Consider the following 13,106-nt stretch of genomic DNA (forward strand, 5'->3'; position numbering starts at 1 on the left):
TTAGCTCCCCATGGACGCCATGTTCCGCTTATGCCAGGTCATGTCGGGGAAACTCGAGTTGATGATGGTGCCCCGCTCGCCGTTTAGGATTGCTCCAATGTCCTGCAGTGCGCCAATCGCGGCGGTCTGGCCGGTTTGCCTGGCGAAGTGGCAAGCGGCCTCGACCTTCGGACCCATCGACCCCGCCGGAAAGGAATAGGCTCCAAGCTTCTCCGGATTGGTCTTGAAAATCGCCTTCTGCTCGGCCGTTCCCCAGTCGGTGAACACGGCTTGCGCGTCCGTCGCCATGATGAGCAGATCCGCAGAAAGCTCGCGTGCAAGCAGCGCTGAGCAAAGGTCCTTGTCGATGACCGCCTCGACGCCGCGGAGCACCCGCTCCTTGTCTCTTTCATACATGGTTGGAATACCGCCGCCGCCGGCGCAGATCACGATGGTTCCATGGTCCAGCAGCCATCGTATCGGGCGAATCTCGAATATTCGCCTGGGAATAGGAGACGGAACCACCCGGCGCCATTTCTTGCCGTCCTGCTTGAAGACCCAACCTTTTTCCTGGTGGAGGTTTCCTGCCTCCTCCGCCTCGTACACAGGCCCGACGAACTTCGTTGGATTCTGAAACGCCGGGTCGCTGCCCTCGACCTCTACCATCGTCAGCAATGTCGCAAGGGGCTGCTCAAACGGAAGTAGATTGCCAAGCTCCTGCTCCAGCATGTAGCCGATCATACCCTCGGTCTCTGCACCGAGCACATCGAGCGGATAGGCCTCGTCAGCCCTATACGCTGCTCCCTGAAGGGCAAGCAACCCCACTTGCGGCCCATTGCCATGCGTGATCACGATCTCGTGCTCGGCAGCAATCGGAGCGATTGCCTCGGCTGCGATCCTGATGTTGCGGCGCTGCACATCCGCGGTCATCGGCTCGCCGCGTTTGAGGAGGGCGTTGCCACCTAATGCGATGACGACACGCATGCTCAATCCCCCAGCGTTGCGACAAGCAGGGCCTTGATCGTGTGCAAACGGTTCTCCGCCTGCTCGAAGGCGATGTTCGCCTCGGATTCGAAGACGTCGTCTGTAACTTCGAGACCATTGTCCATTCCGTAGTCGCTGGCGATCTGCTTTCCGAGCGTTGTCTCGGTATCGTGAAAAGCCGGCAGGCAATGCATGAACTTCACTTGCGCGTTTCCGCTCGCCTTCATCAAATCTGCATTGACCTGGTACGGCGTCAGCAACTGGATTCGCTCTTTCCACACCTCCTTCGGTTCGCCCATCGAAACCCAAACGTCGGTATGAATGAAGTCGACGCCCTGGACAGCCGCCTCCGGTTCGTCGGTGACTGTCAGGCGCGCTCCCGATTGCTCTTTGAGTTTCTCGGCGATGCTCCGATATTCTTCCGAAGGCCAAAGTGACCGAGGGCCACATATCCGCACGTCCATTCCCAAGAGACAGCCCACGATTAGCAAGGAATGCCCCATGTTCGACCGTGTGTCGCCCACATAGGCATATTTGATGTCGGCGATGGGCTTGTCCGCGTGTTCACGCATGGTCATCACGTCGGCGATCATCTGCGTAGGATGATATTCGTCGGTGAGGCCGTTATAGACCGGTACACCCGCATATCGGGCGAGCGTCTCCACACCGTGTTGGGAAGAGCCGCGATATTCAATGGCGTCATACATGCGACCGAGGACGCGGGCCGTATCCTTGAACGATTCCTTGTGACCGATCTGCGAACCGGCGGGATCGAGGTACGTGACGTTGGCACCCTGATCGGAGCAGGCTACTTCAAAGGCGCACCGGGTACGGGTCGACGTCTTTTCGAAGATGAGGCAGATTTCTTTCCCTTCCAGGTGTTTCTGCTCCGTACGCGCATATTTAGCCCGCTTCAGATCTCGCGCGAGATCAAGAAGGTAACGAAACTCGCGCGGTGTGTAGTCCTGCACCGTCAGAAGCGAGCGATTGCGGAGATTGAAACTCATGATGCTGCTCCATTTGCCAAACTCAGGATGGGGAATTCTTCAATAGGCCGGCTCTCGCCAGATTGGACATGTCATGCAATGGCCTCCACCTCGCCCGCGCCCCAGCTCCGCACCCCGGATCGTGATGACCTCGATGCCCGCCTTTCTCAGAAGCGTGTTCGTGTGCGTGTTGCGGTCGTAGGCGACGACGACGCCGGGCTCGAGCGCGACAACATTGTTGCCGTCGTCCCATTGCTCGCGTTCCGCCTCGTAAGCGTTGCCGCCGGTGGCGACTGTTCGAAGCTTCTGAAGGCCCAGCGCCTCGCTGACGACTTCGAGCATAGGACGCTCTTCCACCCGCACCTCGAAATTGCCGTCGTCATCGACCGGGTGAAGGCTGTAGCAGCGGATCTGTTCGACGACGTCGGCAAAAAGTGTCACGACATCACGGTCGCAGAAGCTGAACACCGTATCGAGATGCATGGCCGCCCGGCTCTTCGGCATCAGGCAACCGATGACGCGGCTCGCCGCACTGTTCTTGAAGAGAGCCTGAGCCACCTGGCCCACCGCCTGATAGGTGGTCCGCTCGCCCATGCCGACGAGCACAGTTCCGTTGCCGATTGGCATGACATCACCGCCCTCCATCGTGGCGTTTGCAAACTGATCATCCGAGTCCCCCCACCAGATGCTGAAATCGCCGCCCCTGAAAGTCGGATGGAACTTATAGATCGCCCGCTGTATCAGCGTTTCGGCGCGCCGCGCCGGCCAGAACATCGGATTGCAGGTCACGCCGTTATAGATCCAGCAGGAGGGATCGCGCTGGAAAAGCGTATTGGGAATCGGCGGAACGACGAATTCGAGTGCTCCGAAGGCGCCCACCATCAGCTTCTTGCCGCTACCTTCGGGAAGATCGGCAATAGCGATGCCGCCGATGAGGTACGCAGCCAATTGTTTCGAATCCATTTCGTCGAGCCACGGGCGCATCGCTTCGGCGATTTGGGAGCCCATGACGTTGGGCGTGATTCGACGATCGAGGACGAACTTGCGCGCATCCGCATCCGCGAGCGTCTCGCCCAGGAGATCATGGAGTTCGAGAACCTCAACTCCTCTTTCCTGCATCTTCAGAACGAAATCGAAATGATCCTTCTGCGCTTCGTGAACCCAGATGACATCATCGAACAGCAGGTCGTGGCAGTTGGCCGGCGTCAACCTCTGATGCGCGAGTGACGGCCTGCACACCATGACGGTTCTGAGCTTGCCCACTTCCGAATGGACACCAAACTTGCGCATGCGCGTTTCCTCCTTCGACCGGAATCTCTCTTGCCTTGACCGATCAGGCTCAGAGCGGACTTAATTTTCCGATCCACAGCAGATAAGCGGCGATGACCGCGAGCACGACGAGCGGTGCGGCAAGCCACATTTCAAATCCGGCAAACACCTGTTCTCCTTGTTCTCTTCTGGCCCTCGCGTAGACGAGGAGACCGGGGGCGAACAGGACCGAGCACATCAGGAGGTAACTGAGACCGGCGGCATAAACCAACCAGACGCCGTAGAGTGTGGCCAGTGCTCCTATGGCGATGTCCCGGCTTCGGCCGGGCACGCCCTGATACGTCTCTCCGCTCAATGCCAGCTTGAGGGCAAAGGCTCCGGGGGGCGCGGCGCGCGACATATCCGACAGCAAGTTGAAAACACCGCCCCCGATCATCGAGCCCACGACAAGAGCTGTGAGCGGGAGGAGAGTGAGTTTGTCGGAATGCACCTCGGTTTTGAAGGTGCCCTCATGGGCGATCGCCATGTCCCCTCCAAATCGCATGCAGTTGTTTGCATTCAGGCGTTTTCAGCTCGTCGGGCCTAACCTTGCGACGGCCGTCTTTGCGCGAGACGTGCCCGTTTGACAGCGGCAACTTTAGGAACGAGCAGAGTGAATGTCATTGATTTGAGACAAATGCGGATTCGCTCTCAGGTTCTCCCGGGAGCTCCCGCTCGGTGACGCGTCGACGAAGCCGTCGGCTGATGGTTGGGGCGCGCAGAGGTCCACGGAGATCACGGCCGGCGACATTTGGGAAATACTGGTCGTTTGCTATCGCATCCACGAAAGCCACATGCGCCACAAATGTGTGAGGAATTCTGCCGCCTCTTGTCTGCGATTAACGACTTCAGCTGCGGTCACTAATAAAAGGGAGAACTGCCAACACGCAGGAGGGATTCGAGCGATGTGCAAACTCTCGAGAATTCGCACGGCGGTGGTTGCACTCTTTGCGGTGCTGGGCGCCCCGGTACCAGCTTCGGCGGAATTCGACTATTACGAAGGCATCGACATCAACCAGCGCGTCATCAACGGGCAGCTCGAGCCGATCAACAAGTTTCTCCTCAAGCGCAGAGTCGCTGTAGAACGGCCGCATCCGGGCGCTACGGGTGCGATAAACACTGAATTAGAGGCTGAGCCGCGCCGCTGCTGATCGCCTGGATGGCGCCGCGCCTGCCGGCGATCGCATCCGCCGCGCTCAAGTGCGCATTGTCGCCGCTCGCCGGCGGGGTCCGCAACTTCCCCCAGCGGACATGCGGAATTCTAGGTCCGCCGCAGCGCTCTCACCGTCTCCAGGAAGGCGATCAAAGCACGGCGGGCGCCGCGCTGCTTCCACACCATTGCAAGATCCCAGGTGAGATCATCCGGCATTCCCGCCAGCGGCACCATCGCCACACCCTCCACCGGCATCGAACGGGCCCCTTAGGAACAAATGCCACGCCCATACCCGCCGCGAGCAGGCTCAAGATAGTGTGCATCTGGCGAGCCTCCTGGCTGACGCGCGGCACGAAACCGGCCTGCCGATAGGCACTCATCAGCCGGCCGTGGAGCGTTGGCCCCTGCATATGCGGAAAGAGCACGAAGGACTCTTTTGAGAGTTCGTGCGGGTCCACAGGGCTCCGCGTGGCCAAGGGACTTGAAAGTGGAACCGCAAGGCAGAAGCGGTCGCGATCGATCAATTCGACCTTGAGCCCCGACACCCTTCAGGGCGGCGTGACGAACCCGACATCGACTGAGGCGTCCAGCAATCCTTCGAGCTGCGCGTCCGTCGACCGCTCGTCCAGGCAGACTTCAACCGTCGGGAAGCGTTCGCGGTGGGCGCGCAGAGCCGCAGGTAGAGGGCGGCGCTCGTGAATGTCAGCGTGATTTCGGCCAGATCCTCCGACGCGGCGCGACGAGCCATCCGTACGCTCTCGTCCACCTGCTGCAGCGTGCGCCGCGTCTCCGCCAGAAATACCTGGCCCGCAGGAGTGAGTTCGACGCGTCGCTGCGTGCGCGTGAAAACGGCCAGGTCGAGAGGATGAACCGAACCATCAAGGACGACACCGTCAGGCGCTCCCACTACCAGAACCACGACCAGCTCCGCCAGCATCTCCCCGACTTCGTTGCCGCCTACAACTTCGGACGCAGGCTCAAGACACTCAAGGGCCTCACCCCATACGAATTCATCTGCAAGGCATGGGCGTCGCAGCACGAACGCTTCACCCTTAATCCGCTCCACCAGATGCCGGGACTAAACATCTAGCCGTAACGGCGGCTACCGTTCACCTCTTTGCCGACGATTTCCCTGAGGATGGTCAAGGTTTCTCTGGCCGCTTCCTTGGGCGGCAGAGCCGTGTCGGCAACATTGCTGACAAGCTTCGTAATGTCGTGGTCGATACCCTTCTCCGACCAACGCCTTCCTTTGGCAACGGTGATGTAGACGGAGTAAGCGTGGTGCATCGTCCCGGGTCGTTCGCCGATAATATGGAGGATTCCCCTCAAGCTGTTTGGATCTGCCTTTTCGAACAGGACTTCGCCAATGCGGTAGCCGGCCCGTACTCTTCCGCTGGTGACCACGATGTTCTTGTCGCTCACCGTCACCCCAGCCTCGACAAGCAGCCTGCGCATCTCCTCGAGGTAGGGCGCAAGATGACCGTCATCCATGATAGCCTTGGCATTCAGACCATCCGAGATGACGATCTGCCCTTTGGGCATATCGTCTCCCCAGCCAGCTCTTATCTTTTCAATCTCCCGGACTGCTTCCGGACTAAGCAATTCACCTGTGCTCGGGTGGGCTATGTAATCGTTGCGGTCCTTCGACAAGGTCCGGACAGGCACGACATCCGGGACCGCGCCGATAAAGGCCGGCGTGAGCTCAGCCCAGAGAGATTGTTTCGCGTCGTCGTACAGATTCTTCACCTTGGCTGCGAGCGTCGGATTGAGATCGTAGATTTTTTCTCCGTGCCCTGTCGCAATGTCGACGCCTCTTTCTTCAACTTCTCGCATCTTCTGGCCGCCTTCGACGTAGATCGCGTCCTTGGAACGTTCATCCCCCTTGGCGAGGCGGTACTGGTAGTAAACCCAAAGGGGATTTCCGTAGTTTGCGGTGTAGCTGTTGTCTTCGCCAACGATTCCGATGCGCTTGTAAAAATCCCACATCGCATCATTGACCTTAAAGCCAAACTTGTCCCGCAGCCGCACATGATCCTGGAATGACGTGGAGAGATAGCTCAACATCGGGTCGTTCTTGGTGGGCAGAGCAATCAAATAAGCAGGATTTGCCGGCATAATCTGGTCCTGGCACCAATCCAGGTCTTCAAGGCTGACGGTCATGTGCAGCGTGGTGCATATATCGAGGCCGATAGTCAGGCCATGGAGCTTACCCATGACCATATCTTCGAGACAGCACCTGACCAATTGTTCGCGGCTCTTGAAGACCTCCGGTCCAATGAATCCGGCAACATCGTTGACATGAAGCCATGCACCCTCGGGCTGAACCTTCGCGAGCTCGATGCCTACGGCCCTGCTGAAGCCGTACTTTCGCGACTCAAGCACCATCATGTCAACGCCATTCGCTGCGCCGTTGGTGAATTCCGAACCCTGCCCGGTTTCGAAGTAAAGACCATATCTCTCCCCCTCCTTCGAACGTGCGTAGCTCAGAATTTTCTCGTTCGTGATGTCGAAGATCTTGTTGCAGTCATCTGTTCCAGCAAGACTTTGGAACATAGTGGAAACTGTTCCCGGGAATCTGTCGCCCGTTTCGGCTTGGACATCGATGTGGGCCAGGACACACCACGGGATCACATCCGACAGTCCGAACGTATCGACGATGTCCTTGAGCGCACGTTCAACCGCTACGACGCTGCTGACGGTGCTGTCCACTGGGTTGGTGCCAATGACAATGTCGCCGGTTGCATAAGAGAAGGCATCGAAGACCTGCCACATGATGTCAGCGGGATGGTCCGTGGGAGAATTCGGCTGGATTCGGGCGCCCATGTAACCCTTCGAACCCATCTTCGTGCCGGGCATCACATTGAATATCTTTTGACTGACTGAGACCAATTCCTCGTTGCTCATCAGCTTCGGGACTATGCCTATGGTATCGCTGGTCAGGCCATTCATGAGACCTTTGATCTTTTCCTCGGTCTCGGTCAGCAGAAATTCCTTCAGTTGACCCATCGTCCAGTCTTTGAGCTTCTCAAACTTGGCCTGATCCGTTGTCTGCCAGATTAACTTCTGCAGATCGTCCTCAAACAGCGGACGCTGGTGTAGATCCCGGATTCTCGTGTTTGCCAGGAGAGCGCGAGCATTTCTCCGGCTCGCCTCATTTTCGGCTCCCACTCCGATTGTATGATCTCCCTCCTTGAACTCATTCGCAGCGCCGATCACTTGTTGGTAAGCCGCTTGATCGAAACCACCTTTTATCCGACCGATATAGGCAAAGACGTCCTCGCCATGTTTCACGTCGTCGATGACAACGGTGCTTTCGTCAGAAGCGCTCTTAGCAACACGGCCGTAGCTTGCGAGGGTGGCGGCACCTCCCACCATCACGAGCAGATCTCTTCTGGTAAGCCCGCCACGCTGATGAGAGAACAAGCGCTTGCTCATCGCCAATTCCTTTCTCTGAAGGTTTCGCGCAAATCAATTTCGTTGGCCTGTGGGCGTTCGATTGCTTCATAGCCATCCGCCCGAGAAGCCGGCTCGTCTCAGACCCACCACCAGCGGCTCGCACCTGCGCATGATGTTCCACAGCAATCCGCTTCTGTAATTCTCGATCATCAGAACGACGGGACCTTGGTCGATCCCAAAATGGTGGGGACTGACCCACCACCCGGCCTCGGTGTTATCCACGGCATAGGTCCGGTTGAAAGATGGTTTGAACCCATAGAGCCGCGTCATGCCGAGATTCATGCGCGCAAAATTGCGAACCGTCGGGATCACGATTTCTGGCGCAAATGGCAATGAAGCGACGACCACCCACGGGGAGACGGTTCCGTCATCCGGTCCGTAGGGCGCGCCGCGGGCGATATAGTCGAAGAACTCCCTTTCGACACCGTCTATGTGTCGCCTGGCGCAACCGGGGCCGTCGCTGGCCGTGAAGCCCCAGCAGTATTCGCCATACCCGACAAAGTTCAAGGGATTGCGGATTGCGTATTCCTGCTGGACAAATGTCGCGTGGCGGCTGTTTTGAAAATAGTCGCTGTCGTGCTCGCGCATGAATTCGTCACGGATGCCGCGAAAGTCGATCCACATGTGCGAAAGCTGGTGCGTGAACAGCGGTCCCGAATAGAGCAGTTCTCGACCATAGAGGTTTCGCCACTCATAGCTCTCGGTATAGGCGGTATAGGATTCTGGCGGCAACGGATAGGTCGGCGAACCGAGACCGAGGATATATAGGAGCAACCCTTCGTCGTAGCCGCGCCATCGATAGGGAATGAAGCCGTTGTCCGGCCGCCAACCGTGGGTAAGCGTCAGGCCATGATCGCAGGCCCAGTTCCAGTCCGCCCGTTCGTAAAGGGCGTTTGCAAGGCGGCGAATTTCGGCCTCCTCCTCCGCATCGTCATCAAAATAAGCGGCCACCGTCAGCGCTCCTGCGAAAAGGAACGCCGAGTCGATCGTCGACAATTCGCAATCCCACACGCGTCTGCCGGTTTCGATGTCAAGGAAATGGTAGAAGAAGCCCTTATAACCGGTCGCGTCGGGATCAGGCCCCTGCGGGGACTCCAGGAGAAACTTCAGCCGTCTCCGCGCTATCTTCGCGGCGAACCTGCGAATGATGATGCCCCGCTCCACGAGCACGGGAATCGTCGCGAGCGCCATGCCGATTGCAGCAATGCTTGCCGGAGCGTCGGTCTGGGTTTTGTCGCGAACGAGGCCGTTGTCCGGGTTGGTGCAATGCAGATAGTACAGCAGCGTGGTGAACTGAAGTCGAGCAAGGTCCTGGTCGGTCGGCATTCGATTCAGTTCGGGATCGGTCGACAGCAATTCCGACATGGCTAGCCAACCACCAGGTGGACATTGTGGTTTCGTCCGTCATCCACGAGTGGAACGCTCCGCGCCGTTTGGTGCTGGCCGTCCACGGACAGCGAGCGCCGCGTGCCCCTAGGTTCGCCATCCCTGCTCACCTTTATCCGATAGGTGGCCGTTCCGTAGCGGAAGTCGACCGCATACCCAGGCCATTCTTTCGGCATACACGGCTCGACAAAAAGATTTCCCCCTTGTCGGCGAATGCCCAGAATGGCCTCGAGACCAACGCGGTACAGCCAGCCCGCCGATCCAGTATACCAGGTCCAGCCTCCACGGCCGGTATGTGGAGACGTCCCATAAACGTCTGCGCTTATAACGTAGGGTTCGACCATGTACCGCTCCATATCTGCGAGCGTCAGGGCATGATTGATGGGATTCAGCATGCTCCAGAGCTCGAACGCACGATCGCCCTCCCCCAACAATGCAGTGGCCCAAACGACCCAGGCGGCCGCGTGCGTATACTGGCCGCCATTCTCGCGGATTCCCGGCACATACCCCTTGATATAACCCGGTTGCAGAGCCCCTTTGTCGAAGGGCGGGTTGAAAAGCTGGATCAGCTTGTTCCCGGGACGAACGAGGCGATCCCAAACCGCCCGCATTGCAGTGGCAGCGCGGTCGGCATCGGCAGCCCCGGAGATGACCGCCCATGCCTGCGGAATGGCGTCGATCTGGCACTCGTCATTCTTGCAGGAGCCGAGAGGAGTGCCATCGTCGAAATAGGCCCGGCGATACCAGGAACCGTCCCAAGCGTGGGCTTCCAATGAAATGCGCAACGCTTCCGAGCGCTCGCTGCACCACACGGCCCGTTCTTCGTCTCCCATCGATGATGCGATTGTGGCAAACGCCCGGAGCACCGTGAGAAAGAACCAACCGTTCCAGACGCTTTCGCCTTTGCCCTCCGCTCCTACCCGGTTCATGCCGTCGTTCCAGTCACCCGTTCCCATGAGCGGCAGTCCGTGGCACCCAAGATGAAGTCCCCAATCCAATGCGCGGCAGCAGTGGTCATAGAGGGTCCCGCTTTCCTCGCTGACCTGTGGACAGCCGAAGCTTTCCTCCTGGTCTTTGTCCAGGAGCGGCGAGGTGATAAAAGGCACGCGCTCGTTTAAAAGCGCATAGTCTCCGGTGATCGAGACGTAGTGCTGGACGACATAGGGCAGGAAATAGAGGTCATCGGTCATGCGGGTCCGCACCCCGACGCCTGATGGCGGATGCCACCAGTGCTGCACGTCTCCCTCGGTGAACTGACGCTCGGCGGCACGAAGGATGTGGGCGCGCGCCTCGTCGGGCGCGCAATGCACCAGGGCGGCCACGTCCTGCAGCTGGTCACGAAATCCGTATGCGCCGCCGGACTGGTAGAAGCCGGTTCGCGCCCAGATGCGGCAGGACAAGACCTGATAAAGCAACCAGCGGTTCATCATGAGATCAAAGGCGGTGTCGGGCGTTCGAACCGTGACCGCGCTCAGCATCTCGTCCCATTGCCGAGAGACGATCTCCACAGAGTGTCGGGCATCACCTGGCTCGGCATATTCGCGCACGAGCCGGCGGACCTCGTCGCGACTGTCTGCTTGGCCAAGCACGAACACCAGTTCGACAGTTCGGGCGGGAGGAATTGAGATTTCGGCCGTGAGCGCGGTGCAGGGATCGTTCAGAGTGCCGACCGCCCCGCCGAGAGCCGAGCCGTCCAGTCCCACCGGCTGAAAAACTGAGCCATTCCGGCCGAGAAACGCGGGGCGGTCGCAAGTGAACGACCGCGGTGGCACGCTCGAGGCAACAAACGTCGATTTTTGGGAGAAGGCATTTTCCCAGATGTTGCGCGCAATGACCGCACCGGCGTCGCTGTCAAATTCACATGCGACGCGTGCGGAAGCGTTCTCGCGCAAAGTGCCGAGAACCCATTCGATGAAATAGGTGGCCGTAAGAATACGTGCTTCCGTTCCATCGTTACGGATCGCAATGCGAACGATCTTGATCGGGTCGGAGGGCGGGACGTGAACCATCATTTGATGGTGCAGACGGCCCTGAGTGCCATCGTAGCGACTGTAACCCTGCCCATGCCTGACGGCGATTGCGGAAGATTGGCCAAGAGGCAAGGGTGTCGGCGTCCAGAGCTCTCCGGTTTCTTCATCGCGCAGGTAGATGACCTCACTGGGAGAATCCGAAACCGGATCGTTCGACCAAGGTGTGAGCCTGTTCAATTGGCTGTTGCCCGCCCAAGTGTAGCCAAGGCCGCTTTCGCTGGTCAGGCAGCCAAACGCGCGATTGGCTATGACATTGCACCAAGGCATTGGCGTCGCTGACCCGCCGTCCGTTGCGATCACATACTCGCGCCCGCCGTCAGCGAATCCTCCCCGACCATTCCAGAAAAGCAGGTCAGTCCGCGCTGTCGTCCCGCGTTGTCTGTCGCAAGCCCCGTGAAAGGGTTTCTTCGTTTCTTTCAACACTCGAGGAGCCGTCGACCTCCCCTGAGCCTGGTCAGCAAGTGATCCTCGGCTGCAATGAAGGATGACGCGCGCCGCAGCGGCAATCGCGTCTGCTTGGCTATCCGCCATGGTGCCCCCGGAAAGGAAATGAACGCCTCCCGTCTTTCCGAGTATCTTCTCGACCCGGACCTTCGCCTCAATACTCGAGCGCATTGCTTCGCTAGTGCCGCTGGCGTCGAGGAGAACAAGGTCGAAAGGGAGCCCGCGGCCGGTGATGAACGCGTGCGCGTCGATGACATCCTCCAGTAAAGTATTTCCGTCGGTGTCATCGATGCGCAGCAGCAGGATAGGGAGATCTCCGGATATCCCCACCGACCACAGGCTCTCAGTGTTCAGCGGTTCCTTGAAGATAAGACCGCCCTCTCGAAAGCCGGGATCAGAAAACGCCAAGCTTCCGGCGAGCCGGTTGTAGACCGCGACGTTTTTCACAGACAGGTTCGATGAAGACGTTTTCCTGACATAGCATTTCATCGCATCTGAAAACGCTCTTCCGGCCACGTCGATGTCTACAAACCGCTTTGCGATGGCTTCTGCCTGCTCTTTATCGTCAGCCGCTCCCGTGACGAATGCTACCCGCGCCATTCCGGATGGCTTTAGACGCACTCTTCTGCGTAGGCTGAAAACAGGATCGAGCACGGGACCCGTCGTGGCTGATAGACGTGCTCCAAGCTCCAGCGAGCTCGGATTTATCGGCGTCCGTCCGCGGCCAAGGAAACGGTAGCGGTCGGTGTCGTATTCGACTGGCCGGTGGTCGTACTCGCTTGATGCCGAAACATGCACGGACCAGATTGGCTTCTCCGAGCCGCTGCGTGGCCTACGCCGGGCGAACAATGCGGTGGATCCAGCGTCAAACCATGTTTCGACGAACAGCTTGGCAAACGCCGGATGCGCGCTGTCGGCGCGCCGATCATGGAGGCAGATTTCAGAATAGCTCGTGAGCTCGAGTTCTTTCGCCATCGTTCCCCTGTTGAACAGTCTCAGCAATCGCACTTCGGCGTCGTAATCCGTTGCGACGCAAACCTCCCACCTGATATCGATGTCCCCGGCAGAACAGCGAAACTCGGCACGGTCACCGCGGAAGCCGTGCTCATAAACGGCGTCCGCCCGACATATCGGCTGCCGGCCGATCGTCCAGACCATTTCGTCATCAAGATCCCGGACATAGCAGAACTGGCCCCAGCAATCGCGCGTGCCGTCTTCCCGCCAACGCGTCACATCGAGGCCGCGCCAGGATGCGTAGCCGGAACCAGCCTCCGTAAGAAGCACGCTGTATCGACCGTTCGAAAGCAAGGCGGTGTCGGGAGGTGCGCCCATCGGATACGCAGCACCACCGTCTTTAAGTTTGTCAATCGACTGGACCAT

The 13,106-nt window shown here is 58.9% G+C and carries 9 protein-coding genes and 2 pseudogenes; 2 read left to right on the plus strand and 9 right to left on the minus strand.

The genetic code is table 11. The annotated features are described in order from the left end of the window. From arcC to ACTJKL_RS12380, 4 genes are read right to left on the minus strand one after another with little or no spacing between them, the layout of a single operon-like run. On the minus strand, positions 1–963 hold the full coding sequence (arcC, locus tag ACTJKL_RS12365) for a carbamate kinase (protein WP_411921333.1): 963 nt from the start codon (positions 961–963) through the stop codon (positions 1–3). Between the two features lie 2 nt (positions 964–965). Then, entirely contained in the window at positions 966–1,970 is a 1,005-nt protein-coding gene (locus ACTJKL_RS12370; RefSeq protein ID WP_411921332.1) for an ornithine carbamoyltransferase, read from the minus strand. Between the two features lie 39 nt (positions 1,971–2,009). Then, positions 2,010–3,239 carry an arginine deiminase gene (arcA, locus tag ACTJKL_RS12375; RefSeq protein WP_440852981.1) on the minus strand — a complete coding sequence of 410 codons (1,230 nt, stop codon included), beginning with the start codon at positions 3,237–3,239 and terminating at the stop codon, positions 2,010–2,012. Between the two features lie 49 nt (positions 3,240–3,288). After that, the gene (locus ACTJKL_RS12380; protein WP_440852982.1) at positions 3,289–3,744 is read right to left on the minus strand and encodes an amino acid permease; all 456 of its coding nucleotides are present in this window, start codon (positions 3,742–3,744) and stop codon (positions 3,289–3,291) included. Between the two features lie 418 nt (positions 3,745–4,162). Between ACTJKL_RS12380 and ACTJKL_RS12385 the strand changes: the two genes are divergently transcribed. After that, positions 4,163–4,408, plus strand: coding sequence for a hypothetical protein (locus ACTJKL_RS12385; protein WP_440852983.1), 246 nt, complete (start codon positions 4,163–4,165; stop codon positions 4,406–4,408). A gap of 110 nt (positions 4,409–4,518) precedes the next feature. Here the strand turns inward: ACTJKL_RS12385 and ACTJKL_RS12390 are convergent, their stop codons facing one another. Together ACTJKL_RS12390 and ACTJKL_RS12395 are read right to left on the minus strand one after the other, a co-directional pair. Further along, the gene (locus ACTJKL_RS12390) at positions 4,519–4,665 is read right to left on the minus strand and encodes a hypothetical protein (protein WP_440853087.1); all 147 of its coding nucleotides are present in this window, start codon (positions 4,663–4,665) and stop codon (positions 4,519–4,521) included. A gap of 62 nt (positions 4,666–4,727) precedes the next feature. Further along, positions 4,728–4,955 (minus strand): annotated as a pseudogene (locus ACTJKL_RS12395) (LysR substrate-binding domain-containing protein); the annotation flags it as partial. A 302-nt stretch (positions 4,956–5,257) separates the two neighbouring features. Here ACTJKL_RS12395 and ACTJKL_RS12400 point away from each other — a divergent pair. Beyond that, positions 5,258–5,500, plus strand: a pseudogene (locus ACTJKL_RS12400) (integrase core domain-containing protein); the annotation flags it as partial. On the opposite strand, the gene ACTJKL_RS12405 reads toward ACTJKL_RS12400, so the two are convergent. The 3 genes from ACTJKL_RS12405 to ACTJKL_RS12415 all read right to left on the minus strand — a co-directional run bounded on the left by ACTJKL_RS12405 (position 5,497) and on the right by ACTJKL_RS12415 (position 13,106). Beyond that, the gene (locus ACTJKL_RS12405; RefSeq protein WP_411921328.1) at positions 5,497–7,845 is read right to left on the minus strand and encodes an ethanolamine ammonia-lyase; all 2,349 of its coding nucleotides are present in this window, start codon (positions 7,843–7,845) and stop codon (positions 5,497–5,499) included. The pseudogene ACTJKL_RS12400 and the gene ACTJKL_RS12405 overlap by 4 nt on opposite strands. Positions 7,846–7,911: 66 nt before the next feature. Continuing rightward, positions 7,912–9,231: a glucoamylase family protein gene (locus ACTJKL_RS12410; protein WP_440852984.1), complete on the minus strand. Its 1,320-nt coding sequence runs from the start codon at positions 9,229–9,231 to the stop codon at positions 7,912–7,914. A 2-nt stretch (positions 9,232–9,233) separates the two neighbouring features. Then, complete coding sequence (locus ACTJKL_RS12415; RefSeq protein WP_440852985.1) at positions 9,234–13,106, minus strand: GH36-type glycosyl hydrolase domain-containing protein; 3,873 nt, start codon at positions 13,104–13,106, stop codon at positions 9,234–9,236.

It is taken from the genome of Sinorhizobium sp. 22678, from assembly GCF_052044265.1.
GTDB classification, from domain to species: domain Bacteria; phylum Pseudomonadota; class Alphaproteobacteria; order Rhizobiales; family Rhizobiaceae; genus Sinorhizobium; species Sinorhizobium meliloti_A.